Source organism: Phytohabitans houttuyneae (assembly GCF_011764425.1).
In the GTDB taxonomy this organism is placed as follows: Bacteria; Actinomycetota; Actinomycetes; order Mycobacteriales; family Micromonosporaceae; genus Phytohabitans; species Phytohabitans houttuyneae.
Genome location: NZ_BLPF01000002.1, coordinates 2,506,581 through 2,533,211, shown reverse-complemented (window position 1 = coordinate 2,533,211; position 26,631 = coordinate 2,506,581). Strand labels below are relative to the sequence as shown.

At 72.6% G+C, this 26,631-nt stretch carries 20 protein-coding genes and 3 pseudogenes; 11 read left to right on the top strand and 12 right to left on the bottom strand.

The genetic code is table 11. The features are described from left to right. Window positions 1-59 precede the first annotated feature (59 nt). Both Phou_RS34490 and Phou_RS34485 read left to right on the top strand, forming a co-directional pair. The gene (locus tag Phou_RS34490) at window positions 60-1,043 is read left to right on the top strand and encodes an LLM class flavin-dependent oxidoreductase (protein ID WP_173064151.1); all 984 of its coding nucleotides are present in this window, start codon (window positions 60-62) and stop codon (window positions 1,041-1,043) included. Continuing rightward, window positions 1,040-1,924 carry an IclR family transcriptional regulator gene (locus tag Phou_RS34485; protein ID WP_173064147.1) on the top strand — a complete coding sequence of 295 codons (885 nt, stop codon included), beginning with the start codon at window positions 1,040-1,042 and terminating at the stop codon, window positions 1,922-1,924. The genes Phou_RS34490 and Phou_RS34485 overlap by 4 nt, the downstream gene beginning before the upstream one ends. A 1,311-nt stretch (window positions 1,925-3,235) precedes the next feature. Here the strand turns inward: Phou_RS34485 and Phou_RS34480 are convergent. Then, on the bottom strand, window positions 3,236-3,844 hold the full coding sequence (locus Phou_RS34480; RefSeq protein WP_173064144.1) for a cysteine hydrolase family protein: 609 nt from the start codon (window positions 3,842-3,844) through the stop codon (window positions 3,236-3,238). Window positions 3,845-3,917: 73 nt separating this feature from the next. Here Phou_RS34480 and Phou_RS34475 point away from each other — a divergent pair, with 73 nt between their 5' ends. Next, entirely contained in the window at window positions 3,918-5,042 is a 1,125-nt protein-coding gene (locus Phou_RS34475) for an amidohydrolase family protein (protein ID WP_173064141.1), read from the top strand. Beyond that, entirely contained in the window at window positions 4,999-6,417 is a 1,419-nt protein-coding gene (locus tag Phou_RS50710; RefSeq protein WP_178134989.1) for a carbohydrate-binding domain-containing protein, read from the top strand. The genes Phou_RS34475 and Phou_RS50710 overlap by 44 nt, the downstream gene beginning before the upstream one ends. A gap of 25 nt (window positions 6,418-6,442) precedes the next feature. Here the strand turns inward: Phou_RS50710 and Phou_RS34465 are convergent. Both Phou_RS34465 and Phou_RS51500 read right to left on the bottom strand, forming a co-directional pair. Then, window positions 6,443-8,099: pseudogene (locus Phou_RS34465) on the bottom strand (FAD-binding dehydrogenase). Window positions 8,100-8,143: 44 nt separating this feature from the next. Next, on the bottom strand, window positions 8,144-8,386 hold the full coding sequence (locus Phou_RS51500; RefSeq protein ID WP_218579339.1) for a hypothetical protein: 243 nt from the start codon (window positions 8,384-8,386) through the stop codon (window positions 8,144-8,146). Window positions 8,387-8,482: 96 nt separating this feature from the next. Between Phou_RS51500 and Phou_RS55815 the strand changes: the two are divergent. After that, window positions 8,483-8,773: pseudogene (locus Phou_RS55815) on the top strand (putative glycolipid-binding domain-containing protein); the annotation flags it as partial. 48 nt (window positions 8,774-8,821) lie between these two features. Here Phou_RS55815 and Phou_RS34455 read toward each other — a convergent pair. From Phou_RS34455 to Phou_RS53470, 3 genes are all read right to left on the bottom strand, one after another. Then, window positions 8,822-10,039 carry a serine hydrolase domain-containing protein gene (locus Phou_RS34455; protein ID WP_173064138.1) on the bottom strand — a complete coding sequence of 406 codons (1,218 nt, stop codon included), beginning with the start codon at window positions 10,037-10,039 and terminating at the stop codon, window positions 8,822-8,824. Window positions 10,040-10,165: 126 nt separating this feature from the next. Further along, on the bottom strand, window positions 10,166-10,468 hold the full coding sequence (locus Phou_RS53475) for a cellulose binding domain-containing protein (protein WP_246274045.1): 303 nt from the start codon (window positions 10,466-10,468) through the stop codon (window positions 10,166-10,168). After that, the gene (locus Phou_RS53470; protein ID WP_246274044.1) at window positions 10,420-12,375 is read right to left on the bottom strand and encodes a DUF6055 domain-containing protein; all 1,956 of its coding nucleotides are present in this window, start codon (window positions 12,373-12,375) and stop codon (window positions 10,420-10,422) included. The genes Phou_RS53475 and Phou_RS53470 overlap by 49 nt, the downstream gene beginning before the upstream one ends. Before the next feature lie 234 nt (window positions 12,376-12,609). Between Phou_RS53470 and Phou_RS34445 the strand changes: the two genes are divergently transcribed. Then, window positions 12,610-14,073, top strand: coding sequence for a family 43 glycosylhydrolase (locus Phou_RS34445; RefSeq protein WP_173064134.1), 1,464 nt, complete (start codon window positions 12,610-12,612; stop codon window positions 14,071-14,073). 27 nt (window positions 14,074-14,100) lie between these two features. On the opposite strand, the gene Phou_RS34440 is transcribed toward Phou_RS34445, so the two are convergent. The 3 genes from Phou_RS34440 to Phou_RS34430 form a co-directional block, all read right to left on the bottom strand. Then, window positions 14,101-14,799 carry a Crp/Fnr family transcriptional regulator gene (locus tag Phou_RS34440; protein WP_173064131.1) on the bottom strand — a complete coding sequence of 233 codons (699 nt, stop codon included), beginning with the start codon at window positions 14,797-14,799 and terminating at the stop codon, window positions 14,101-14,103. Between the two features lie 39 nt (window positions 14,800-14,838). After that, window positions 14,839-15,348: a DUF3307 domain-containing protein gene (locus tag Phou_RS34435; RefSeq protein ID WP_173064128.1), complete on the bottom strand. Its 510-nt coding sequence runs from the start codon at window positions 15,346-15,348 to the stop codon at window positions 14,839-14,841. A gap of 82 nt (window positions 15,349-15,430) precedes the next feature. Beyond that, window positions 15,431-16,459, bottom strand: coding sequence for a LacI family DNA-binding transcriptional regulator (locus Phou_RS34430; RefSeq protein ID WP_173064125.1), 1,029 nt, complete (start codon window positions 16,457-16,459; stop codon window positions 15,431-15,433). Window positions 16,460-16,664: 205 nt separating this feature from the next. Here Phou_RS34430 and Phou_RS34425 point away from each other — a divergent pair, with 205 nt between their 5' ends. After that, complete coding sequence (locus Phou_RS34425) at window positions 16,665-18,551, top strand: glycoside hydrolase family 127 protein (protein WP_246274043.1); 1,887 nt, start codon at window positions 16,665-16,667, stop codon at window positions 18,549-18,551. A gap of 253 nt (window positions 18,552-18,804) precedes the next feature. Here the strand turns inward: Phou_RS34425 and Phou_RS34420 are convergent, their stop codons facing one another. Beyond that, a complete protein-coding gene (locus tag Phou_RS34420) occupies window positions 18,805-19,854 on the bottom strand; it encodes a PorA family protein (RefSeq protein WP_173064119.1) in 1,050 nt (349 codons plus the stop codon). A gap of 122 nt (window positions 19,855-19,976) precedes the next feature. Further along, window positions 19,977-21,530, bottom strand: coding sequence for an FG-GAP-like repeat-containing protein (locus Phou_RS34415; protein ID WP_173064116.1), 1,554 nt, complete (start codon window positions 21,528-21,530; stop codon window positions 19,977-19,979). A gap of 148 nt (window positions 21,531-21,678) precedes the next feature. Here Phou_RS34415 and Phou_RS34410 point away from each other — a divergent pair, with 148 nt between their 5' ends. Then, complete coding sequence (locus tag Phou_RS34410) at window positions 21,679-22,617, top strand: hypothetical protein (protein WP_173064113.1); 939 nt, start codon at window positions 21,679-21,681, stop codon at window positions 22,615-22,617. A 51-nt stretch (window positions 22,618-22,668) separates the two neighbouring features. Here the strand turns inward: Phou_RS34410 and Phou_RS34405 are convergent, their stop codons facing one another. Next, entirely contained in the window at window positions 22,669-23,172 is a 504-nt protein-coding gene (locus Phou_RS34405) for an Lrp/AsnC family transcriptional regulator (protein WP_173064110.1), read from the bottom strand. A 103-nt stretch (window positions 23,173-23,275) separates the two neighbouring features. Here Phou_RS34405 and pdhA point away from each other — a divergent pair, with 103 nt between their 5' ends. From pdhA to Phou_RS34390, 3 genes and pseudogenes are all read left to right on the top strand, one after another. Then, window positions 23,276-24,364 (top strand): pyruvate dehydrogenase (acetyl-transferring) E1 component subunit alpha, encoded by a 1,089-nt coding sequence (gene pdhA, locus Phou_RS34400; RefSeq protein WP_173064107.1) that lies wholly within the window; start codon window positions 23,276-23,278, stop codon window positions 24,362-24,364. Between the two features lie 17 nt (window positions 24,365-24,381). After that, on the top strand, window positions 24,382-25,347 hold the full coding sequence (locus Phou_RS34395; RefSeq protein WP_173065007.1) for an alpha-ketoacid dehydrogenase subunit beta: 966 nt from the start codon (window positions 24,382-24,384) through the stop codon (window positions 25,345-25,347). Next, window positions 25,344-26,556, top strand: a pseudogene (locus tag Phou_RS34390) (dihydrolipoamide acetyltransferase family protein). The gene Phou_RS34395 and the pseudogene Phou_RS34390 overlap by 4 nt, the downstream one beginning before the upstream one ends. The last annotated feature ends 75 nt before the right edge of the window (window positions 26,557-26,631 follow it).

Sequence of the window (26,631 nt, the reverse complement as noted above, 5' to 3'; positions counted from 1 at the left end):
CCCCGGGCGCGGATGGTCGCGCGTTTCGCTGGGGCGTCGCCTCGCTCGTCGAGCAGCCGATGCCTGAGCTCGCCGCGCGGGCGCGGGAGTACGAGGCGCTCGGCTTCAGCGACGTGTGGGTGCCGGACGAGCGGCTGCTGCGCAACGTGTACGTGAGCCTCGCGACGATCGCCACGGCGACGCGGCGGATCGGGATGGGGCCGGCGGTCACCAACCCGTACACGCGGCACCCCGCGCACACCGCCGCCGCCATCGCCACGATCGACGAGCTCTCCGGCGGGCGCGCCACCCTCGCTTACGGCGCCGGCGGCGGCCTCGACGCGTACGGGATCAAGCGGCTGCACCCGGTCCGCGCGCTGCGCGAGGCGGTGCAGATCGCGCACCTGCTCTTCCAGGGTGAGACGGTGACCTTCGACGGTGAGGCCTTCTCGCTGCGCGCCACGCAGATCGACTTCGGCCCGCTGCGCCGGATCCCGGTCTACCTCGCCGCGCGCGGCCCGAAGATCCTCCAGCTGGCCGGCGAGGTCGCGGACGGCGCGATCATCGGCGGCTTCGCCGAGCCGGGCGGCCTCGGGTACGCGCTCGACATGGTCCGCCGCGGCATCGAGCGGGCCGGCCGCTCCCCCGCGGACGTGGACCTGATGTCCTGGCTGTACATCTGCGTCGACGACGACCCGGTCGCCGCCCGCACCGCGATCAGCAAGATCGTGCTCGCCTCGCTGATCACCAGCCGGCCGATCCTGGACCGCATCGGGATCACGCTGCCCGCCGCGCTCCGCGACCACCTCGACGCGCGGGGCTGGCGGTACCCCACGGAGACGCCGGAAGAGGCGGCCCGGCTGCTGCCCGACCACATCGTCGACGCGTTCGCCGTGCACGGCACGCCCGCGCGGGTCCGCGAGCGGCTGCGCGCGATCCGGGAGTGCGGCATCGACCACGTGTCGTTCGTCCTGTTTCCGTCCGCGGGCACATCGACCGCCGCGCTCGCCCGCCGGATCGCGCAGGATGTAGTGTCACCGCTGTCGCCGGGGGTTACGGCGTGAACGACGGGAGTGCGACGATGCCGAGGCGTTCGCCGGTTGGGCCACGGGCGAGCGGGACCCGCACCGAGTCCCGGCACCCGACCATCGCGTCCGAGCCGGCTGGCGAGGCGCGAAACTCGACAGTGGACCGTGCGCTGCGCGTGCTGGAGGCGTTCCTCGGCGAGGAGAGCCAGATCGGCGTGCTGGAGCTGTCCCGCCAGCTCGACCTCGACAAGAGCGTCATCCACCGCATCCTGTCCACTTTGGTCGCTCGCCGCTTCATCGAGCAGGACCCGGTCTCCCGCCGCTACCGGGTGGGGCTGCGGATCTGGGAGCTGGGCCAGCGGTACCTGGCCGGCCAGCTGCTCAAGGACGTGGCCGAGAAGGAGCTCACCCGGATGATCGCCGCGCACCCCTACGCGACGGCGTACCTGGCCCAGCTCGACGGCGGCGACGTCGTGGTCATCTCCACCATCCGCGGCCCCGGCCCGATCAACCTGTACATGGACCCCGGCAGCCGCCTGATCGCCGAGCACACCACGACCGGCCGCACGCTGCTGTCCTTCCTGCCCCCGGTCAAGGCGGACCAGATCGTCGCGCGGCGGCGGCAGGCGGGCGGCTCGATCCGGCAGTTCCCGGACATCGACGAGGTGCGGGCCGACTTCGCCGCGATCCGCGAGCGCGGCTTCGGCGAGAGCCAGGGCCGCTACAGCCCGGGCGTCAACACGGTCGCGGTCGCCCTCTGCGACCCGGACGGCTCGCCGATCCTCGCGCTCTCCGTGGATTACCTGGGCTTTCCGGAGACCGAGGGGCTGGGGCGCATCCTGCCCCGCGAGCTGCAGGACTGCGTACGCCGCATCGAACGCCTGGTCCGCGCCTCCGGCACCGAGCCGGAGGCCTGACCGGCGGCGGGCTCAGGTCCGCGGGCCGGCGGCGGCCAGCGATCGTGAACGGCTGCTGCCCCGTGAAGGGCACCACCCGTTGAGGGGCTGGGTCCGCTGTGACGGACCACCGGCCGCGTGATCGTGGCACGGCTGTTCGATAGTGGCTGGTGTAGGCGCCGATCAAGGCGGACAGCGGCGCCCTCGCTTTGTCCAGATTCTCGCTTCCATGATCGATGACCACGCGACCGATCCAGCTAGTGATCGTGGACGTGCACCGCCCTTCCGGGGGCGGCAAACGTCCACGATCCACCGACGGCCACGGTGATCACGACGTCCCGCCCTCGGCGGGCGGGGTCCGCTTGGTTGGCGTCCCTTGATCGGCAAGCCGCCCAGTGGTCGTGGGAGTGGCTGTCGCACTGGACGCCGCCCGACATCCGCGGCGCATCAAGTCACCGCACGGATCTTGAACGCCTCATAGAGGTCGTTCACCGCGCGGCGACGCCACCCGCCGGCACGACGCCGCCCGCGACGCGGAGGCCCCGTCCGACGCCCGAAATGCCTGAGTGCACCATCTCCGCGCGCTTGAGGGCGCGCCCGCAACCGCCTGCCACACGCAGCCGCCCGTGCGAAGTGCGCCCGCCACGCGGGAGCACTCACCGCACAGAGCCCTCACCACACGAAGAGTCCTCACCGGACTTGGCGTGCCCGCAGCACGAAGAGCCCGCACGAGGAGTACCCGCCACGCGAAGTCCTCGCCGCACAAAGGGTGCCCCCCGCACGAACGGCGTCTGCCGGACAAACCGCCCGGCGCCGAAAAGGTCCCGTCACACGAAGAGCGCCGCCGAGGCGAAAGGCCTCATCAGCGCACGAAGCGTCCCGCCAAGCGACGGGTGAGTGCCGCGAAGGGTGCACGCCACGGGTGACCAGCGCGTGGAGGATGACCGCCGCGCGAAGGATGCAGCCACACGGGTGGCCAGCGCACGAGGCGTCGCCGCCGCGCGGAGGGTGCGCGCCTCGTGGACGCCGAGCTCGGCGAGTACGTGCGCGAGCTCGAGGAGCGCGTCGGCGACGCAGGATGAGCAGCAGCGGCAGGTAGAGGGCGGGGTGATCGGCGTCCGAAGGGTGACGGCGCGAGAGCGCGGCACGGAGGGTGATCACCACGCGGAGGGTGACCACCACGCGGATGGACCCACGCGGAGGGTGAGGCCGCGGGAGCAACGGTCCGGACCACGGCGGACGTCGCGGTAGCTCGGAAATGGCGGGTCCAAGGCCTGGCCGCCGGCCAGGGGGTGCCTGACCGGACCGGCGGCCAGGCCGACCGGGGGATGGCTACGCCGCGGCGGCGCGCACGTCCTCGATCGAGACCGTCCAGCCGAAGAGGGCGCCCATGACGTGCAGCGAGTGCTCGTGGGCGGCGGGCGAGATGTCGCCGGTGGCCTCGGTGACCACGTAGGTGCGGAAGTCGCGCTGGCTGGCGTCGCGCACCGTGCTCTCCACGCACGCGCTGGTGCCCACGCCGCCGACCAGCAGGTTTTCGACGCCGAGCGCGCGGAGGCGGTCGGCGATGTCGGTCTCCACGAACGGGCTGAAGCGCGACTTGCTCACCACCAGGTCGCCGTCGGCCGGGGTGAGTGGGGCGAAGAACTCGGCGTCCCACGTGCCCTCGACGCAGCTGCCGATGCCGATCAGCCCTTTGTACATGGGCACCTCGGTCAGCATGCGCCAGTCGGAGAGGTCGTTCTCGTGGATGGCGCGGGTCCACACGACCGGGATGCCGGCGTCGTGACCGATCCGGGCCAGCTCCTCGCAGGCCGGTGCGGCGGCTCCGCAGCCGGAGACGTCGGCGCCGGCGCGGCCGAACGACCCGTCGGGGTGGCAGAAGCCGTTCTGCATGTCGACGATGACGACCGCGGCGCGGTCGAGGGTACGGAGAGTCACCTCACCAGCATAGCCATCTTAGGCGCAACACGATAGCGTCAAGCGCAACATGGACGCGAACTCGCATGCCGGGGTGTCCCGTGATGTCGGCGACGGGCCCTACGACCGGCTGATCCTGCGCGACGTGATGGTCATCGACGGTACCGGAGCGCCCGCGTACGGGCCCGCCGACGTGGTGATCGACAAGGACCGCATCAGCCGCATCCACCTCGTGGGGCACCCGACCGGGCCGCGGCTGCAGGAAGCGGAGCGCCCCGCGCACGGGCCGGGCGGCCGCGAGCTGGCCCTGGCCGGCCACACGGTGCTGCCCGGCCTCGTCGACGCGCACGGGCACATCGGGTGGCCGTCGATCGCGCCGGGTGCGCAGTACGTGTACGACCTCTGGCTCGGCCACGGCATCACGACCGTCCGCGAGCCGGGCTGCTTCGTCAACGGGCTCGACTTCGTGGTGTCGGAGGCGCACCGTGCCGAGCGCGGGCAGATCGCGGCGCCGCGCATCCATCCGTACGCGGGGTTCGGGTTGGGCCGCACGGCGCCGTTCACCACGCCGGACGAGGCGCGCGCGTGGGTGGCGGAGGCGGCCGGGGCGGGCGCGGCGGGGCTGAAGCTGTGGGGGTACCGGCGGGACATCTTCGAGGCGACGATCCGGGAGGCGTCCACGCTCGGCCTCGGCACCGCCTGCCATCTGCAACAGAGCTACGTATCCCAGGCGCACTCGCTCGACGCGGCGCGGTGGGGTTTGGGAAGTGTCGAGCACTGGTACGGGCTGCCCGAGGCCATGCTCGACGGCCGGCGGGTGCAGCACTTCCCGGCCGGGTACAACTACGAGGACGAGGTCTCCCGCTTCACCGAGTCGGGCCGGCTGTGGCGGCAGGCGGCCGAGCCGGGCAGCGCGCGGTGGGCGGAGACGGTGGACGAGCTCGTGGCCACCGGCGTGACGCTCGACCCGACCTTCAACGTGTACCAGGGCCTGCGCGACGCGGCCCGCGTCCGCACGCTCGAATGGCACGCCGACTACGCCGCGCCCGCGCTGTGGGACCACTGGCAGCCCGGCTCCGGCGGGCACGGCTCGTTCTTCTCCGACTGGGGCACCGAGCAGGAGGTGCTGTGGAAGGAGAACTTCCGGCTGTGGATGGCGTTCGTGAAGGAGTTCCGTGACGGCGACGACCCGCGACGGCGACGGGCTCAAGTCCGATGAGGACGGTGACGCGACGCTGGGCTACGTGCTGTTCACCGGCGGCACCACGAATGTGACCGCGGCCGGCGACGGCGTGCACGGCGAGACCGACGTCATCGTCGCCGGCGGTACCCTCTCGGTCCGGTCCGGCGGCGGACGCACCGCCACACTGCCCGCGGACGCCTCCGCCAAGGGCCTCAAGGCCGGCGTCCTCGTGGTGACCGGCGGCGGGCAGGTCACCGTGGACGCCGCCGACGACGCGGTCCACTCCGACGTCGCCGTGACCATCGACGGCGGCACGCTCACCCTCGCCACCGCCGACGACGCCGTACACGGGGAGACGACGCTCGACGTCACCGACGGCACGGTCAACGTCACCAACTCCGCCGAGGGGCTGGAGGCGCTGAAGCTCACCATCAGCGGCGGCTCCGTCAACGTGGTCTCCACGGACGACGGCCTCAACTCCGCCGAGGAAGGGCTCAACGAGTTCGCGGTCGCGCCGAACGCGTTCATCCGCATCACCGGCGGCTCGGTCGCGACCAGCGGCGGCACCGACGCCATCGACACCAACGGGACGCTCACCATCTCCGGCGGTACCGTCGTGGCGCACGGCTCGGCGACCACCTCCCTCGGCGAGGGCGGGCTCGACTCCAACGGCCCGATCACGTTCAACGGCGGTACCACGTTCGCCACCGGGCTGGCCGCGGTCACCGGCACCATCGCCAACAGCTCGCCCCAGCGGTGGATCACGTACCGGTTCGCCGCACGGCAGGCGGCCGGCACCGTCGTCCAGGTGGCCTCCGGCACCACGGTGATCGCCGCCTACCGCGCCACGAAGGCGTTCCAGCAGGTCGCACTCTCCTCCAACCAGGTGATCGGGGGGCGCACCTACGACATCTACACCGGCGGCAGCGTGACCGGCACGCCGGTCGGCGGCCTGTACCCGGGCGGCAACCTCACCGGCGCGACCCGGGCCGGCTCCGCGACGGCCAGCGGCACGACGGTGACCACCGGTCCGACGACGCCGGCACCCACCACGCCGGGCACTGTCACGCCGACCACGCCCGGGACCCCGACGGCGTGCCGGGTCACGTACGCGATCACGAACCAGTGGCAGGGCGGGTTCCAGGCCGACGTCACGATCGCCAACACCGGCGCCGCCGCCGTCAACGGGTGGACGCTGCGCTGGGCGTTCGCGAACGGCCAGCAGATCACCCAGGCGTGGAACGCGAGCCACACCCAGTCCGGCGCCCAGGTGACTGCCACCAACGCCGCGTGGAACGGCACCATCCCACCGAACGGCAGTGCCAGCTTCGGCTTCACCGGCAGTTGGACCGGTACCAACGCCAGGCCGGCCGCGTTCAGCCTCAACAACGCGGCCTGCGCGGTCGCCTGACCGTCCCGCCGCCGCGCGGTCGCCGTCAGCCCACGGCGGTGGCGGCCGCGCGGCCGGCGACCCGTCCGGAGAAGAGGCAGCCGCCGAGGAAGGTGCCCTCCAGCGAGTTGTAGCCGTGCATGCCGCCGCCGCCGAAGCCGGCGACCTCGCCGGCCGCGTACACGCCGGGCAGCGGCTGCCCGTCCGCCCGCAGGACCCGCCCGGACAGGTCGGTGTGCAGGCCGCCGAGGGTCTTGCGGGTGAGGATGCTCAGCCGGACCGCGATGAGGGACCGGCCTTGGGGTCCAGGAGGCGGTGCGGCGTGGCGACCCGGACCAGCTTGTCTCCGCGGTACCGGCGGGCGCCGCGGATCGCGGTCACCTGGGCGTCCTTGTTGTACGGGTTGTCGATCTCGCGGTCCCGGGCGGCCACCACCCGGTGCACCTCCGCCTCGTCGAGCGGCGGCCCGCCGGCCCGCGCCGCGAGGTCGTTCATCCCGGCGACCAGCCGCGGCAGCGTCTCCGCGACGACGAAGTCCTCGCCGTGCCGCTTGAACGCCTCGACCGGCCCGGGCGCCCCGGCCGTACCCGCTGCAGGACCTGGCGGACGCTGCGGTTGGTGAGGTCCGGGTTCTGCTCCGAGCCGGAGAGCGCGAACTCCTTCTCGATGATCTTCTGGGTGAGCACGAACCAGCTGTAGTCGTATCCGGTGCCCATCAGGTGCCTGAGCGTGGCGAGCGTGTCGAAGCCGGGGAACAGCGGCGCGGGCAGCCGCCGCCCGGTCGCGTCGAGCCACAGCGACGACGGTCCGGGCAGGATGCGGATGCCGTGGTTGGGCCACACCGGGTCCCAGTTGTGCAGGCCCTCGGTGTAGTGCCACATGCGGTCCGGGTTGATGACCTGGCCGCCGGCGGCCTCGGTGATCGCGAGCATGCGGCCGTCGACGTGCGCGGGCACGCCGGCCACCATCCGCTTCGGCGGGCTGCCGAGACGGGCCGGCCACGCCGCGCGGACCAGGTCGTGGTCGCCGCCGATCCCGCCGGAGGTGACGATGACGGCCTGCGCGGGGTACTCGAAGTCCGCGGTCTCCACCCGCGAGCTGGTGTGCCCGCGCGGGACGTCGCTGGGCTCGAGGATCCGCCCGCGCACCCCGGTGACCGCGCCGGCGGTGGTGACCAGCCCGTCGACCCGGTGCCGGAACCTCAGCTCGACCAGCCCGCGGTCCGCGGCGTCGCGGACCCGGCGGGCGAACGGCTCGACCACGCCCGGACCGGTGCCCCAGGTGATGTGGAACCGCGGCACGGAGTTGCCGTGCCCGTCGGCCGCGCCGCCGCCCCGCTCGGCCCAGCCGACCACGGGGAAGACCCGGTGGCCCATCGCCCGCAGCCAGGCGCGCTTCTCGCCGGCCGCGAAGTTGACGTACGCCTCGGCCCACCGGCGCGGCCAGTGGTCCTCGTCCCGGTCGAACGCCGCGCTGCCCAGCCAGTCCTGCCAGGCCAGCTCGACCGAGTCGCGGATGCCCATCCGCCGCTGCTCGGGGGAGCCGACGAGGAACAGCCCGCCGAACGACCAGAACGCCTGCCCGCCCAGGCTCTGCTCCGGCTCCTGGTCCAGCAGCAGCACCCGGCGGCCCGCGTCGGCCAGCTCGGCGGTGGCGACAAGACCGGCGAGGCCGGCGCCGACCACGACGACGTCAACGTTCATGAACGCTAACCATAGGCGCGCCGGCCGCCGTCGATGCCCGGTGGCTAGGAGGCGCGGCGGGCGCGGTACGAGCACCGCCGGCTCGTGCGGCGCCTCCTGCAGGGTGACCACCAGGTGGTGGCGGGCCACCCGTTCACCGAGGGTCGCGGGGTGGGTCCGGCCGAGCGCGGGCCGCGGAGCGCGCGCAGGTCGGCCAGGTCGGCCGGGCGGGGGCGGGGCAGGCCGGGAAACGCGCGCGCCCACCGCTCCGGCTCGGTGACCAGCGCCTCCAGGTGGTCGACCGGCACGCGCGTGTCGTTCGGAATCCCACGTGTTGAGGAAGTCGCGGACCTCGTCGAGCGCCTCGGACATGTGACGGGGACGCCCACCTCGGCCCCGGCGGCATCGCCGACCCGGCGGCGCTGCGCGGGGCGCTCGACTGCGACCTCGCGCTCTGCCCGCTCACCAACACCATGCCGGTGCTGCGCCACGACCTGCTCGCGGCCGCCCGGCGCGGCGAGCGGGCCACCGCGGACTTCCGGATGGCCTGGATCTCCGTGCCGGATCTGGCCGTCCACGTGTCCGAGCAGCGGTACACGAGCATCGGCCCGGCCGCGGACGGCGGCGCGCTCGTGGGCTTCGCCAGCGGCGACCTCACCGCCACGCTGCACCTCGACGGGCATGGCCTGGTCGTCGACTACCCCGGGTCTCGGCCGCCGCGTCGACACCTGGGGCGGCTGAGCTCAGACCGTCAGGGCGGGAGCGTGCAGGCCGGGCACGGCGGCACGCAGGGCGCGTTCGCGGGGGTCGGAGGTCAGGGCGGCGCCCATGCGGTTGGTGACGTACGCGTACCCGATGCCGGCCCGCGGGTCGGCGAAGCCGAGCGAGCCGCCGATGCCCGCCGTGCCGTACGCGTCGGGGCCGCCGAAGGGCCACGCCGCGCTCGACTTCATGTAACCGAGCGAGTGCGGCACCTCGCCGTCGAGGTACGCGTCGAGCGTGCCGTTGCGCGGCGGCACGGCCGGCGCGGCCAGCTCGGCGAGCGTGTCCGGGCCGAGGCCCAGGCGGCGCCCGCCGGTGGCGAACTCGCCGTACGCCTGGGCGATCGCGCGGGCCGTGCCGACGCCGAGAGCCGAGGGCACCTCGAGGTCGCGGGCGTAGACGCGCTCGCGGTGCATCGGCAGCCACGGTCCCGGCCCGCCGACCACCGAGCGGAAGAGGCTCGAACGCGGGTTGAGCGCGCCGAGCAGCAGCGCCGGCGACACGCTGCGCATCACCTTGAGCGGGTTGGGGCGCTGGATGCGGGCCAGCCGCACGTTCGGCACGGTGGCCGGCAGCCGCAGGTAGAAGTCCAGGCCGAGCGGCGTGGCGATCTCGTCGTGGAAGAAGCGGCCCAGCGTCCGGCGGGCCGGGTCGACCCGGCGCAGCAGCTCGCTCTGGTAGAAGCCGAGGGTCAGCGCGTGGTACGCCTGCCGGCTGCCCGGCTCCCACGCCGGCGCCTGCGCCGCCAGTACCGCGGCGAGCCGGTCGGGGTCGCGGACCGTGCCCCGGCCGATCGGCCGGTCCAGCGCGAAGAGCCCGGCCTGGTGCGCGAGCAGCTGGCGGACGGTGATGCCCTCCTTGCCGCGCTGGGCGAACTCCGGCCAGTACGCGCTCACCCGCTCGTCGAAGTCGAGCCAGCCGCGGGAGTGTGCCAGGGCCAGCGTCATGGCGGCCAGCCCTTTGGTGGTGGAGAAGACCAGCACCATCGTGTCGCGGGCCCACGGCGCGCCGGTGGACGCGTCCCGCACGCCGCCCCACAGGTCGACCACCGGCTCGCCGTCCCGGTAGACGCAGCACGCGGCGCCGAGCTCGTTGCGGCGGACCAGGTTTTCCACGAACGCGTCGCCGACGGCCTCGAAACCCTCGCGCACGTACCCACGGACGGAGACGGGTCCGGACACCCGCGTGTGCCATGCCATCCGCCTATGGTCCACCGTGAAGATGAGTCGACGACACTCGCTGTTCACCTCGTGGTCGACCTCCCGGAACGCGGACACGCGCCGGGGCGGGCCCGTGGGGCCCGCCCCGGCAGAGGGGAGGATGGCTCAGGTGGTGCAGGGGGAGCCGTTGAGCGCCCACCCGGTCGGCGGCTGGTTGGTGCCGCCGTGCGTGCCCTGGAAGCCGAACGACACCGTGCCGCCGGCCGCGATCGTGCCGTTGTAGCCCGCGTTCCGGGCGGTCACGGCCGCGCCGGACTGGGTCACCGCGGCGTTCCAGCTGTTGGTGACCTGCTGCCCGTTCGGGAACGAGAACGCCAGCGCCCACCCGTTGACGGCCGCGCCGCCGGTGTTCGTGATCGTCACGTCGCCGGTGAAGCCGTTGCTCCACGAGGTCGCCGTGTACGCCACCCGGCACGATGCCGTCCCACCGGTCGGTGGGGTGTGGTCGGCGCCGCGGTCGTGGGCGGCGGCGTGGTGGGCGGTGCGGTCGTCGGCGGGCCCGTCGTGGGCGGCGCGGTGGTCGGCGGCGGGGTGGTCGGGTTGGTGCCGGTGATGGCGAGCTCGTCCGAGGTGAACGTGCCGTGTGCCGGGTTGATGTCCGCCTCCGCGCCGCCGCCGTCGCAGCCGCGGCTCGGGTTGAACATCAGGTAGGTGCCGGAGCTGCACGAGCCGCCGGTCGGGCCGTGCGGCGGCTCGGCGTCGCCGCCGACGACCGCGCTGCCGCCGATCGTCACTCCACCTTGGACGATCGCGTTGCCCTTGACGACCGCGTTGCCGTTGACGGTGCCGCCGTTGACCCAGGCGAGGTCCTCGATGCGGGCGTTGCCGCTGACGGTTCCACTGTAGACAGCGGCGCGCGGTCCGACGTAGGCGGTGGACGCGACGTTCGCGCCGCCGCCGACCCAGCCGCCGCCGTTGCTGTGCCAGCGCCCGCCGTTGGTCGCCGCGGGCTTGGAGTACCCGGGCTCGTGGCCGGACGGGATCGCCCCGGAGATGCGGAACTCGTACGGGTAGCGGCGGTTCTTCGGCCAGCCGTCGAGGAACGCGTACTTCGGCACCGTGGTCGCCGGGGTGCCGGTCACCACGAGGAAGACCTGGCTCTCGCCGGCCTGGGTCTGGAAGCTGATCTGCCCGGACGTGCCCTGGGTCAGCGGCCCGTACCGCGGCACGCCGTTGCGCACCGCCACGAAGCCGAACGTCCACCCGGTCGCGCCGGTCTCCGCGTGCCCCTTCAGGTGCAGGCGGATCAGCGCGCCGTCGCCGTCCGGCACCAGCTGGACCTTGTTGTACCCGTAGTCGGACGGCGCCATCGCGTCGGAGATGCGGTAGTGGCGGGCGCCCGCGTTGACCGCCTCGACCGGCACGCCCTTGTACGCGTTGAGGAAGCCGGCGCCGTACACGCTGTTGATGAACGGCATGAAGTCGGCCCGGTTGGAGTAGTCCCACGTGACGTTGTGCTGCGCGTACTCGCCGACGCGCCGGTTGAGCTCGGCCTGGCTGATGCCGGCGATCCGCCGGTACACCTCGAGGGGGTGCTCGGTGTTGCGGGCCTCGTTCCAGATGCGGTTGAACATCTCGATGCCGTCGCGGTCCTTGATGTACTGCAGCAGCATCCAGGCGCCGTAGTGGTGGCGGGACGAGGAGTAGTACAGGTTTTCGGTGCGCAGCCAGCGGGTGAGGTCGCCGGCGGCGGTGCGCGGGTACACCTGCATCGCCATGAACTCCGCGCTCGCCTCCCAGAACGTGCCGGCCGAGGCGTGCGTGAAGCCCATGCCGGAGCGGCCCAGGAACGTGTAGTTCTGGAACACGTGCCCCAGCTCGTGCGCGAGGCCCCACGAGCCGGGCTGCGCCGCGGCGGGCGCGATGTTGATGACACCGACCCGGCCGTCGGTCGAGCCGCCGGTCGCCCAGGCGTCGAGGGCGGTGCGGTTCCAGGTGCGCGTGACGATGACGATGATCTTGTGCTGGGCGAGCAGCCCGGTCTCCGTCGTGAACCGCATCGTGTTGATGTAGAAGGAGTACAGCGACTCCAGCTGGCTCAGGATGTTGTCCGGGTCGAAGCGGTACTCGCCGGGCGCGGTCAGCGGGTTGGTGCCGGAGCGCTCACCCCAGAGCAGGATGAAGTTCGTCGACTCCTTCGTGCGGTTCTGCGCCCAGGGCACCTCACCGGTGCTCACCCAGCGCTCGGGTATCCAGACTGACTTGGCGGCGGCCTGCGCCGAGGGGGTGAACTGCGGCGCGACGAGCGCGGCGGCGCCGAGCAGGAGCACGGCGAGCGCGACCAGCCAGCGGCGCCACATGGCGCGAGGTTTCATCGGGCATCCCTAGGTGTCGAGACAGGTAACGGGAAGGCCTCCTTGATCCCTGCCCGGACAGGATGCGCGAATGGGGCCCAGCCATCACAGCGTGGACGCGCCCCACCGGCCTGTCAAGCGATCGACCTCGATGCACCGAGATAGTTGCATCTCCATACTTAACTGGCTATCTTGAGGCCCTGTGCGGCTCCCGGGCGACCGCGCCACCATCGTCGCCTGCCATCGGGAGCCACCATGCCGCTCGTCCCCTGGAAAACCGGAGCGCGCCTGCGCCCCCTGATCGCCGGTGCCGCGGCCTGCGCCGTCGCCGCTGTCGGCGCGGTCACGGCCGCCACCTCGGCGTCCGCCGCCGCCGGCTGCGCGGTCACCTACCGGGTCGGCTCCCAGTGGCCCGGCGGGTTCAGCGGCAGCGTCGACCTCACCAACCTCGGCGACCCGCTCACCAGTTGGACCCTGACCTGGTCGTTCACCGCCGGGCAGCAGGTCACCCAGGGCTGGAGCGCGGTCTACAGCCAGAGCGGCGCCCAGGTCACCGCCCGCAACCAGACCTGGAACGGCAACCTCGGCACCGGCGCCGCCGTCAACCTCGGCTTCAACGGCTCGTGGAACAACTCCACCAACCCGGCGCCGACCGGCTTCGCGCTCAACGGCGTCGCGTGCAACGGCTCGGCCACGCCCACGACCGGCGCCCCGCCGACCACGAGCGCGCCGACGACCGCCCCGCCCACGACGGCGCCGCCGCGGACCTTCACCAACCCGATCAAGATGCGTGGTCCGGATCCGTGGTTGACGTACTACAGCGGTTTCTACTATTTGGCGACGACGACGTGGAACAACACGATCACGATGCGCCGCTCCCGGACCCTGGGCGGGCTGGCGAGTGCGGCGGAGGCGGTGTTGTTCACGTTGACCCGGCCGAATGGTGCCGGGACGATGTGGGCGCCGGAGTTTCATCTGTTGAACGGTCCGAGTGGTCAGCGGTGGTATTTCTACTACACGGCCGGTCAGGAACCCTTCAACCTCGGCACACAGCGGATCCATGTGTTGGAGAGTGCGGGGTTGGATCCGATGGGGCCGTATGCGTTCAAGGCGGACCTGTTGGACCCGGTCTCGGACAACACGTGGGAGCTGGATCCGGGGATCCTGCAGCTGAACGGCAATCTCTACCTGTTGGGGACGTTTTACAACGGGTCGCAGCCGATGTTCATCCGGCCGTTGAGTAATCCGTGGACGGCGTCCGGTACGCGCAGGATTTTGACGACGCCGACGTTGTCGTGGGAGACGGTTGGTGGTGCGGTGGCTGAGGGTGGTGAGGTGTTGCAGCGTGGTGGGCGTACGTTCATCGTGTACTCGGCGTCGCATTGTTCGACGCCGGATTACAAGTTGGGGATGTTGGAGTACACCGGTGGTGATCCGCTCAGTAGTTCGTCGTGGCGGAAGTTTCCGAACCCGGTGTTCCAGCGCAGCAACGCCGCTGGGGTGTATGGGCCGGGGCACAACGGGTTTTTCACGTCGCCGGATGGGACTGAGGACTGGATCGTGTATCACGCGAACAGTTCGGCTGGTGGTGGGTGTGACATGAACCGGTCGACGCGGGCGCAGAAGTTCACCTGGAACGCGGACGGTACGCCGAACTTCGGTACCCCGGTGTCGTTGGGTGCCCAGTTGGCGGTGCCGTCGGGCGAACCGGCTTCCTGACGGGCTGGCCGCCGGGGAGCCCGACCCTCAAGCTCCCCGGCGCCCGGCCACGTCACGCAGGGCCTCGGGATCGCTGACCACCAGCTGCCGGTACCCGGTGCGCACGATCTCCCGCACCCGCAGCTCGGCCAGCGCCCGATGGACGGTCGGCTCCGACATGCCCGCCAGCGACGCCAGCTCCGGCTGGCTCAGCGGCACCTCGATGTGCGTGCCGTCACCGCGCACCGTGCCGTACGCGTCGGCCAGGTGACCGATGATGAGCGCGAGCCGGGCCGTCGCCGGTCCGGCGTGGGCGTCGAGCCGATGCCGGGTGGCCCGGCGCAGCTCCGCGACCACCGCCGCGTGTACCGCGCGGGTGGCGCCGGGACGGTCCTCCAGAAACGCCAGCAGCGCCGCGTGGGCGATCACCCGCGCCACCGTCGGCGTCGCCGCGACCACCGACGCCGAGCGCGGCTTGCCGTCCAGCGCCGCCAGCTCGCCCACCAGGTCGCCGGCGACCCGGATCGACAGCAGCACCGCCCGCCCGCCGGCGCCGCTGCCCAGCACCTTCGTGCAGCCCCGCAGCAGCAGGTAGGCGGCGCGGCCCGGTGCGCCCTCGCAGATCAGCGACTCACCCGCGCCGAACGCGCGCGACGGCCCGAGCCGCAGCAGCGCCTCCCGGTCGGCGCCGCCCAGCGCCGCCAGCAGGGTCCCCGGCGCCCAGGTCGCGGTCTCCACGGCGGTCACCACGTCACGCCGAGGCGCCGGCGACCGGCCCGCCCGCGGTCACGGCCCCCACCGCTCGACCGCCAGCGCCGCACCGACCAGCCCCACCGCGCCGGCCGCGACGGCGGCCGCCGTGACCGGGCCGGTGACGGCCGCGGCCGCCACGGCGGCCACCAGCAGCGCGCCGGCGTGCAGCGACTGGTCGATCAGGTACGGCGCCTCCGGCCAGTCCTGGCACCCCTTCGCCCTGATGATCAACCGGACGGGCCACCGCCGGTCGATGACCGCGTGCGTACCCGTGGAGACCGCCAGGGCCGCCACCACACCGCCCCACCGCAGCGGCGCGACGAGGCAGACGAGCCCGAGCGCCGCCGCCTGGACGAGGCCGTACGACGCCACGTGGCGCAGGCAGGCCGGCCAGCCGGTCCAGGGATGGGCCCCGGCGCCGGTCGGCGCGCCCTTGGCGGACGCCTGGGCGTGGCTCTGGATGACGTGGTCACCGACCTGGTGACCGGCGTAGAGGGCGACGAACGTCGCGGCGGCCACGGCGGCGCCTGCTGTCGTTGACATCAGCCCATCAGAACAGCCCGCGGCGCCCGGCACCCCATCGTCTGATGAGGACGGACGATGACGCCGCTCACACCCGGCGGGCTCAGGCGGGCTGGGCGCGCGGGCCGGTCGAGTCGCGGACCACGAGGCGGCACGGCTGGCGCACGACGCCGGAGCTGGGCTGGCCGTCGAGCGCGGCGAACAGGTGCTTGACCGCGGTCTCGCCCAGCTGCTGGAGGTTGAGGTCCACTGTGGTCAGCGGCGGCTGGCAGTCCGCGGCGAACTCGTGCCAGTTGTCGTACCCCACGATGGAGATGTCGTCGGGGACGCGGCGGCCGAGCTCCCGGACGGCGCCGGCCACCCCGGCGGCGATCTGGTCGTTGCCGCAGAAGATCGCGTCGATCTCCGGGTTGGCCGACAGCAGCATCCTCGCCGCGTTTCGCCCCCACCGCTGCGACCACTCGCCGTAGAGCGGCTCGCCGCCGGCCAGCGGCAGCCCGGCCGAGGCGAGCACCTTGCGCAGGCTGGCGACCCGGTCGCGGGCGGCGCGGTAGCTCTGCGGGCCGGTGATGTGCGCGATCTGCCGGCGGCCCAGCGACACGAGGTGCTCGGTCGCGAGGCGGGCGCCGTGCTCGTCGTCGGCGAGCACGGACAGGTCGCGGGGGTCGTCGGACTCGCCGTACACGTACACCGCCGGCACCGGGATCTGCCGGATGAGCGACGGGCGCACGTCGTTGGAGTCGCCGAGCACCACGAAGCCGTCGACCTGGCGGGCGATCAGTGCCCGGATGTAGTGCTGGCGCCGGATCGCGTCGCCGCGGGCGTCACAGAGCAGCACCGACATCTGGCCGTTGGCGAGGGCGTTTTCCACGCCGAGCAGGATCGGGATGGAGAACCGGTGGGCCAGCTCGTCGGTGAGCAGCCCGATCGTGCGGGTGCGGCCGGTCAGCAGGCCGCGGGCCAGCACGTTCGGCTGGAAGGAGAGCTCCTCGGCCGCCTCCAGCACCCGCCGCCGGGTCTCCGGGGCGACCTCGTCCCGCGCGTTGAGCGCCTTGGACGCGGTGGCCACCGAGACGCCGGCCAGCCGCGCCACATCGGTCAACGTGACCGTCCGGGATCGCTGCCTGCCCACCGAAATCCTTTCGAAAGATGTTTCGGAGCGAAAGCGTACATCATCAACCGGGCCAAACTCCTCTCTTGACTCGGGCGTAACCCGCTGGCTACATTGCCGAAAAGGTTTTCGGCCACCGGGCGGCCAGCGGTCTCGAGCGCCAGCGTCTGGCGCACGGGTGTACGGCGAGCGGAGGTGGCCAGCCACGGTGGGCACGATCGGACCGGTGCTACCCACGACGGGCGCCCTGCGCCCGCTCGGCCTCGACCAGGTGCGCCTCACCGGCGGCTTCTGGGGCGAGCGCCAGCAGCGCAACGCGAAGGCGACCATCCCGCACGCCCACCACTGGCTGGAGCAGACCGGCTGGCTGGGCAACTTCCACCTCGCCGCGACCGACGACCTCGCCCCGCACCGCCGGCGCGGCCGCGAGTTCTCCGACTCCGAGGTGTACAAGCTGGCCGAGGCCATGGCCTGGGAGATCGCCCGCGGCGGCAATGCGCCCCTCGACGAGCTGTCCACAGTGGTCGCCGCCGCGCAGGAGCCGGGCGGCTACCTCAACACGATGTTCGGCCGGCCCGGCCAGGCGCCCCGCTACAGCGACCTCACCTGGGGCCACGAGCTGTACTGCTACGGCCACCTCATCCAGGCCGGCGTGGCGCGGCTGCGCGGCGGGGTGCGGGACGCGCTCACCAACGCCGCGGTCCGCGCCGCCGACCACGTGTGCGTCGAGTTCGGCCCGTCCGGGCGGCAGGCGCTGTGCGGCCACCCGGAGATCGAGATGGCGCTCGTCGAGCTGTACCGGGCCACCGGCACCGCCCGCTACCTCGACCAGGCCCGCCTCTTCGTCGACCGCCGGGGCCAGGCCACGCTCCCGGACATCGAGCTCGGCCGGGCGTACTTCCAGGACGACATCCCCATCCGCGAGCGCGGTGTCTTCGCCGGGCACGCGGTCCGCGCCCTCTACCTCGCCTGCGGCGCCGTCGACGTGGCCGTGGAGACCGGCGACGACAAGCTCCTCGCCGCGGTCGTGCGGCAGTGGGAGGCGACCGTCGCCGCCCGCACGTACCTCACCGGCGGGATGGGCTCGCGCCACGAGGGTGAGGCGTTCGGCGACGACTACGAGCTGCCCAACGACCGGGCGTACATCGAGACCTGCGCCGCCGTCGCCTCCGTCATGCTGTCCTGGCGGCTGCTGCTGGCCACCGGCGAGGCCCGCTTCGCCGACCTGGCCGAGCGCACCCTCTTCAACGTGGTCGCCGCGTCCACCTCGCTGGACGGGCGGGCGTTCTTCTACGCCAACCCGCTGCAGCAGCGCAGCGCCGGCGAGGCGCTCGACCGGTCCCGGCCGTGGCCGAGGGCCTCCTCCAGCGAGCGCGCGCCGTGGCGCGACGTCTCCTGCTGCCCGACCAACGTGGCCCGCACCATCGCCTCGCTCGGCGGCTACGTCGCCACCGCCGACGGCGGCGGCATCCAGCTGCACCAGTACGCGGGCGGCACGGTGACCAGCGGCGACACCGCCCTCACGGTCGCCACCGCCTACCCGTGGAACGGCACCGTCCGGATCCGCGTCGACCGCACCGCCGACGCGCCGTGGTCGCTGTCGCTGCGGGTGCCCGCGTGGGCCGGCGAGGCCATGCTTGTCACCCCCGAGGGCGCCAAGCGGGTGGGGCCGGGCTACGCGGTGGTGTCGCGCGCGTGGTGCGCCGGCGACCAGGTCCGGCTCAAACTGCCGGTCGCTCCACGGTGGACCGACGCCGACCCGCGCATCGACGCGGTGCGCGGGTGCGTCGCGGTGGAGCGGGGCCCCCTGGTGTACTGCGCCGAGTCGGTCGACCACGACCCGGCGGTCGCGCTGGACGCGGTCAACGTGGACCGCTCGGCGCCGCTCTCCGAGCGCCCCCTGCCTGCGCTCGGCCGGGACGTCGTGGCGTTGGACCTCCCGGCGCCCACCACGAGCGCGGCCGGCAACGGCTGGCCGTACGGATCATCCAGCACCGCGGAAGCAGAGCCGGGCAACCTCACCCTCGTTCCATACCACCTGTGGGCCAACCGAGGTCCGGCGACCATGCGGGTCTGGCTCCCGGTTGCCCCGTCCACACCGGACAGGAGGTAGCCCGTGTCCCCGTCCCGCCGTACCGTCCTGCGCGCCTCGGCCGCCGGGGCCGTCGCCGCCGCGGGCGTCACCGCGCTCGAGCGCACGTTCGCCGCGGCCCGCCCCGACGCCGGCGTCTCCGTGTACGCGTTTCCGCTCTCCGCCGTCACCCTGCTCGCCGGCCCGTACCCCGCGGACCCCGGCTGGTGGCTCGACCTGCGCCCGGCTCGTCGGGCCACCAGCCGGCCTCGGCGCCCCCGCGTGGACGGCGCCGCTACGTGGTGTCGGCCGCCCGCGGGGAGCGGCGGCTCAGGAGGAACACCAGCACCGCGGCGAGCAGGAGCACGATGCCGACGATGAGCAGGATCAGGGGGATCGTCGTGCCGGCGAGGTCGATGGCGTCCTTCTTGTCCTTCGCGTCGCCGGCCGCCTCGGTGGCGCTCGCCTGCGTGTACGCGGTGTCCGCGTCGAGCACCGGCAGCACCGCCGCGATCGTCCGGCCCTGCAGGGACAGCCCCGCCTTGCGGACGTCCTGGCGCTGCAGGTCGACGACGAGGCCGGTGGACGGCTCGACCCAGTAGGTGGACTTGTTCTCGTACGTGTACGTCAGCGGCACCGGCTGGGTCGTCTGCGGGAGCAGCGTGGCGAGCTGCTGCTTGAGCTCGTCCGACAGCGGCAGCACCGCCGAGAGTGCCTGCAGGGCGCTGACCGGCAGTGCCGTGGGCAGCGACTGCAACACCTGCGGGTCCTTGATCGGCGCGGCCTCCGGGCTGGCCTCGTAGACGTAGGTGGAGACCCCGTTCCTCGTCTCCTCCCGCACGTACCTCAACGGCGTGGTCGCCTGCGTCTCCTGCACCCAGCCGGTGTAGTCCTTCTTGTCCGCGCCGATCGGCCAGCTCACCGTCAGGCCCTGCGCGGCCGTCACCTGCCAGTCCGAGGGGTGGTCGGTGGTGGCCTCCAGCGTCTTGCGGTCCACCGCGTACGCCGTCTTGGTCTGCCCGACCGTCTGGCCGCTCGCGGTGGCCAGCGTGCGCGAGTCCTCGACCTGCGCGGCGTCGCCGTCGGTGGTGAGCACCTTGACCGTGCGGGTGGCCGTGAGGGCCTCGTTGACCAGGAGCGCCTCGCGCAGGTTGCCGCTGCTCAGGGCCTGCGGGTTGATCAGCGTCTTCGCGGTCCCCTCGAACTGGCGCGTGGTGCTCTCGTCCGACGGCACCCGGGCCTGGCTCGGCAGCACGACCCATTTCAGGACGGCCGCGGCGGCCAGACAGAGCACGCCCAGGACGGCGAGGCCGATGACGAGGCCGCGCCGGGTGCTCAACGCCATGACGCACTCCCATCACGAGAGACCATCGTTTGATGGTATATGCCCCAATAGCGTCGTATCGTCAGATTGGTCAGACGGGGGTTCCCGGCGCTCGCGCCGGGAACCCCCGTTCCGCGGTACGCCTACGGGATCGCGTCGACGTTGCCCCACCCGGTGCCGATCTGGACCGGGCCGGTCTTCCAGCCGCCCGTGCCGTTGCCTTCGATCACGTAGAGGTTCTTGTCGCCGGCCTTGCGCCAGATGAGGTCCGGCTCGCCGTCGCCGCTGAAGTCGCCACGCGAGGTGAGCAGCTCGGCGTCGCCCCAGCCCGTGCCGATCTGCCGTGCCTGTCCGGTCTTCCACCCGCCGGCGCCGTTGCCTTCCAACATGTAGAGGTTCTTGTCGCCGGCCTTGCGCCAGATGAGGTCCGGCTCGCCGTCGCCGCTGAAGTCCGGCACCGACACGAGCAGCTCGGCGTCGCCCCACCCGGTGCCGATCCGCTTGACCTGCCCGGTCTTCCAGCCGCCGGTGCCGTTGCCCTCGATCATGTAGAGGTTCTTGTCGCCGGCCTTGCGCCAGATCAGATCCGGCTCGAGGTCGCCGCTGAAGTCGGGCACCGACGTGAGCAGTTCGGCGTCGCCCCAGCCGGTGCCGATCTGCCGTGCCTGTCCGGTCTTCCACCCGCCGGCGCCGTTGCCTTCCATCATGTAGAGGTTCTTGTCGCCGGCCTTGCGCCAGACAACGTCAGGCTTGCCGTCGCCGCTGAAGTCCGACACCCAGGTGAGGAGCTCGGCGTCGCCCCAGCCGTTACCGATCTGCCGCGGCTGCCCCGTCATCCAGCCGCGGGCGCCGTTGCCGTCGAGCAGGTGCAGGTTGCTGTCCGTCGAACGGCGGAAGACGAGGTCGGGCTTGCCGTCACCGGAGAAGTCGTATGCGGAAGGGATCGGCGTCGTGGACGTCGGCGGCGCGAACGCGATGCCGGCGACCAGGCGGCTCCAGTAGGGAACCAGCGGACCGTACAGCCCGTGTGAGTAAGCGTTTCCGGCGTCGTCGCAGACCAGGTCGGCGTAGATGCAGATGGCCTGGGTCCGCCCGTGGAACTCGGAGTTGATCAATGCGTGGTCGAGGATGCCGCCGCCGGTTCCAGGGCCGAGGTCCTCGCCGGTCGGCTGGTACAGCACGTGCGAGTAGCGGGCGTCGAGCCTGCCGGCGGGGTCCGCGATCAGCAGGATGGCCCGGATGACGCTCTTCTGCGCGGCGGTGAGGTTTCGGTCCAGCGCGGTGTGGATGACGTGCGCCCCTTGCGAGTATCCAATCAGGATGACCCGCTGACCGGGGCAGCCCAGCGCCACACCTTCCAGCGCCTGCTTGAGGGTGGTGACACCCTCCTCCATCGAGGTCCAGTACTCGCCGGAGATGATGTTCCACGCGTTGACCTTCGTGGCGGGGTAGACGAGCGAGTAGAACCCGATGTCGTCGGCCGATACGCCGTACGACATGAGCTGACCCGCGGCGTGGTCGGCGGCCGCACCGACCGTCCACGACATGCCGTGTGGGCCCACATAGGACTCACCCGAGCCGCGCACGCCGATGATCTCGTAGTCGCGGCAGCCGCCCGGGTCGGCCTGCGCCGGCGACCCGAGGCTCGAAGCGAGAGTGATGGCCAAAATCGTTGCCAGCCTTGAAAAACGCCTCATGCGTGTCTCCTGACATTGATCCCCCGAATTGGTTCAGAGCCTAGCCAGGCGCATGACACAGATCTGAATACGTGCACACATACGAGATCGACGATTGACCGGGGGCACTACAGTGTCGGCCACGTAACCCATTGCGGACGGGGGATGAATGTCCACAATCTACAGACTGCGCGTGCTCGCGGTCGCGTCGCTCTTCACCATCGCCAGCTCGCTGCTCGTCGTCACGCCGGCGAAGGCCGCACCGGTCGCCGAAAGCTCGCTGTCGTGGAAGATCGAGAGCGGCGACGGCGGCGAGCCGACGACCGGCGTCCTCACCGGTCCCGGCGTCTCCTTCCAGAGCCTGCGCGACCGCACCATCAGCCGCATCAACGTCACCTCTGACAGTGCGTTCTGGAGCATCTCGTTCGCGGCGCCGGTGGACGAGGAGCTACACCCCGGCATCTACCCGGACGCCGAGCGGGCCGGCTTCCAGACCGGTCGCGCCCCAGGCCTCGACGTGAGCGTCGGCAGCGGCGGCTGCAACGAGGTCTACGGCCGGTTCACCATCCACCAGATCGCGTTCGACACCGAAGGCACGGTCACCATGCTGGAGGCGTCGTTCGTGCGGCGCTGCTCGCCCGGGGCACCGGCGGTCAGCGGCGACCTCAGGTACAACGCGTTCCCGCTGTCGTACCGCTACACGCTCAGCGACCAGGAGCCGACCACGCCGGCCTCGCACACGTACCGCGGCGCCACGAGCACGTTCTTCGCGCAGCGGTTCTTCACCAACTCCGTGCGCTTCGACGCCTCGGGCGACCGCCTCCGCGACACCGTCGAGTTCTCACCGCCGGCGGGTGAGACCCTGGTGGTGGGCCGGACGTACCGCGACGTCCAGCCGGTCGGCCAGCAGGACCCCGGCCGGGCCGGGCTGTCGGTCGAGCGGTTCTCCTGCCGCCCCACGACCGGGACCTTCACGATCAAGGAGCTCGTCTACGGCAGCGACGGCGAGCCGGTCGCGCTCTCGGCGACGTTCACGCTGCGGTGCACGGTGTACCCCACCCCCGAAAACCCGAACGAGCTGAAGGGCACCATCCACTTCCACGCCTGAACACGGGGTACGGCTCGCGGATCCGATCCGGGTCCGCGAGCCGTTTCACGCTCAGGGCAGGACCATCTCGTCCGGTACCTCCTCGAAGACGAGCTGGGTCTGCGTGTTGCGGACGCCGGGGATGGACTGGATCTCGTCCAGGATGAGCGCGCGCAGGTGGGCCTGGTCGGGCACGCGGGCCAGCGCGATGATGTCGAAGGCGCCGCCGGTCAGCGCGAAGTGCTGGATCGCCGGCAGCCGGGTCAGCCGCTCGCGCACGTCCCGCCACGCGTCCTGCTCGATCTGCATCGTGACGTAGACGGCGGTCGTCATGCCCATCTGCGCCGGGTCGAGCCGCACCGAGAAGCCGCGGATCACCCGGTCGCGCACGAGGCGGCCGAGGCGGCTGTACGCGTTCGCCCGGGAGATGTGCAGCCGCTCGGCCAGCGTGCGCACCGCCATCCGGCCGTCCTTGACCAGCTCGGCGACCATCCGGCGGTCGACGTCGTCGAGCGCGGCAGGTTGTCTCGCCGCGGGGGTCCCCGGCCCGGGCGCCGGGCCTGTTTGTCTCTCCATACCGCCCTCCGGTGCGCATCTGTCTCGGAGATTTCCCAGTCTATGGACAGCTGCTCAAGATCGAACGCAAGGTAGCGGGCAGAGGCTCGTAAGGGAGGCAGAGGTGGCGGCCAGGTCGAAGGCACCGGGGGTGGAGCTGCTTCCCTCCGCCGAGCCGGTGCGGCTCATCGAGGCGGACGGCACTGCGGTACCGCGGCGGGTGCTGCCCGGGCCGACCGAGCTGCGCGCCGCGTACCGGGCGCTGGTGCTCGGGCGGCGCTTCGAGCAGCAGGCGACCGCGCTGGTCAAGCAGGGGCAGCTCGCGGTCTACCCGTCTGCGCACGGCCAGGAGGCGGCCGAGGTCGGTGCCGTCCTCGCGCTGCGCCCCACCGACTGGATCTTCCCGACGTACCGGGACAGCGTCGCGCTGCTCACCCGCGGCGTCGACCCGGTCGAGATCCTCACGCTGCTGCGCGGGGAGTGGCACTGCGGGTACGACCCCTACGTCCACCACGCCGCCCCGCAGTGCACGCCCCTCGCGACCCAGGCGCCGCACGCGGTCGGGCTGGCGTTCGCGGCGCAGGCGCGGCACGAGGACACGGTGGCGCTCGCGTTCGTCGGTGACGGCGCGACGAGCGAGGGCGACTTCCACGAGGCGCTCAACTTCGCCGCGGTCTTCCACCTGCCGGTCGTGTTCTTCGTGCAGAACAACCAGTACGCCATCTCGGTGCCGGTGAGCCGCCAGAGCGTCGCCCCCTCGTTCGCGCACAAGGCCGTCGGGTACGGCATGCCCGGCGTGCTTGTCGACGGCAACGACGCCGCCGCGGTGCTGTCGGTGGTCGGCGAGGCGGCGCGGCGGGCCCGCGAGGGTGAGGGGCCGACGCTTGTCGAGGCGGTGACCTACCGGATCGACGCGCACACAAACGCCGACGACGCCACGCGGTACCGCCCCGACGAGGAGGTCGCCGGCTGGCTGTCCCGCGACCCGGTCGCCCGGCTGTCCGCCTACCTGACCAACTCCGGCCAGCTCAACGTCGACGTCGAGGCGGCCATCGCGGCCGAGGCCGAGGACCTCGCGGCCGACCTGCGCACCCGCCTGGTGGCCGAGCTGCCGCCGCCCGCGGACGAGCTGTTCGCGCACGTGTACCACCGTCCGACGCAGCGCCTGCGCGACCAGGCCGAGCTGCTGCGGGCCGAGTCGGAGGAGCGGTGAGCGGCGTGGCCACCTCGATGGCACAGGCGATCAACCAGGCGCTCGCCGACTGCCTGGCGGAGGACGAGCGGGTGTTCGTCTTCGGCGAGGACGTGGGCACGCTCGGCGGCGTCTTCCGGATCACCGACGGCCTCGCCGCCAAGTACGGCGAGCGCCGCTGCTTCGACACCCCGCTGGCCGAGTCCGGCATCGTGGGGATGGCCGTCGGCATGGCCATGAACGGCATGCGCCCGGTCGTGGAGATGCAGTTCGACGCGTTCGCGTACCCCGCGTTCGAGCAGATCGTCAGCCACGTCGCCAAGATGCGCAACCGCACCCGGGGCACGGTGAGCTTGCCGATGGTGATCCGCGCGCCCTACGGCGGCGGGATCGGCGGCGTCGAGCACCACAGCGACTCCTCCGAGGCGTACTACGCGCACACCCCCGGGCTCACCGTGGTGGCGCCGGCGACGGTCGCGGACGCGTACGGCCTGCTGCGCGCGGCGGTCGCCTGGCCCGACCCGGTGATCTTCCTGGAGCCCAAGCGGCTCTACTGGAGCAAGGAGGAGGTCACGCTCCCGGCGCCGACCGAGCCGATCGGCCGTGCGGTGGTGCGGCGGCCCGGCACCGACGCCACCCTCGTCGCGTACGGCCCCAGCGTCCAGGTCGCCCTCGCCGCCGCCGAGGCCGCCCGCGAGGAGGGCTGGGACCTGGAGGTCGTCGACGTGCGCAGCATCGTGCCGCTGGACGAGCAGACGCTCGTGGCGAGCGTGCGCAGGACCGGCCGCGCGGTGGTCGTGGCCGAGGCGCCCGGCTTCGCCAGCGTGGCGTCGGAGATCGCCGCACTGCTCTCCGAACGCTGCTTCCACGCCCTCTCGGCCCCGGTGCGGCGGGTGACCGGCTTCGACATCCCGTACCCGTCGCCGAAGCTGGAGCACCACCACCTGCCCGACGTCGAGCGGGTCCTGGACGCCGTCGCCACCCTGCAGTGGGAGGACGCGTGAGCACGCAGCAGTTCCGCCTGCCCGACCTCGGCGAGGGGCTGACCGAGGCGGAGGTCCTGCGCTGGCTCGTCCAGGTCGGCGACACGGTCGCGGTGGACCAGCCGGTCGTCGAGGTGGAGACCGCGAAGGCGAGCGTCGAGGTGCCCTCGCCGTACGGCGGCGTGGTGGCCGAGCTGCACGCGGCCGAGGGCGGCACGGTCGACGTGGGCGCCCCGCTCATCTCGATCACGACCGGCGCGCCGTCGTCGTCGGGCAACGTCCTGGTGGGCTACGGCACCGCCGAGGTCCGCCGCACCCGCCGTGGCCGCCGCCGTCCGGCCGCCGCCACCGCCGCACCCGCCAACGGCGCCCGCCCGCTGGTCATCTCGCCGATCGTGCGCAAGCTCGCCCGCGACCACCACGTCGACCTGGCCACCCTCACCGGCACCGCACCGGGCGGCGTGATCGCCCGCCGCGACGTGGAGCAGGCCATCGCCGCCGCCCCGCGCCGCCGCCGGCCGCCGAGGGCCCGCTGCCGGTGCGTGACCGGGTGCCGCTGCGCGGCGTGCGCCGCGCTATGGCCGACCGCCTCGCCCGCAGCCGCCAGGAGATCCCGGACGCCACCACGTGGGTGGACGTGGACGCGACCGAGCTTGTCGCGCTGCGCCGCGCGATGCTCGCCCGGGACCCGGGCGCGCCGGTCGGCATCCTCGCGTTCATCGCGCGGTTCGTGGTGGCCGGCCTCGCCCGCTACCCGGACCTGAACAGCCGCGTCGACACAGACGCCGGCGAGATCCTCCACTTCGACGGCGTCAACCTGGGCATCGCCGCCCAGGGCGGACGCGGCCTGCTGGTGCCGGTCGTGGCCGCCGCCCACCGAGGCAACGTCCGCGAGCTGCACGCCGAGATCGCCCGCCTGACCGAGGCGGCGCGGGCCGGTGAGCTGGGGGTGGCCGACCTGACCGGCGGCACGTTCACGCTGAACAACTACGGCGTGTTCAACGTGGACGGTGCCACGCCGATCATCAACCACCCGAGACCGCGCTGCTCGGCGTGGGACGGATCCTGGACCGCCCGTGGGTCGTCGACGGCGAGATCGTGCCCCGCAAGATAGCCCAGTTTTCGCTGACCTTCGACCACCGCGTCTGCGACGGCGGCACGGCCGCGGGCTTCCTGCGCTTCGTCGTCGACTGCGTCGAACATCCCGGTGACGCGCTCGCACTCATCTGACGATCAGACAGATATTCCCGCGCCCGCTTCAGCTGCGGACCGCATGCTCCCGCGGGCACCGCGGAGGCCGGCGGC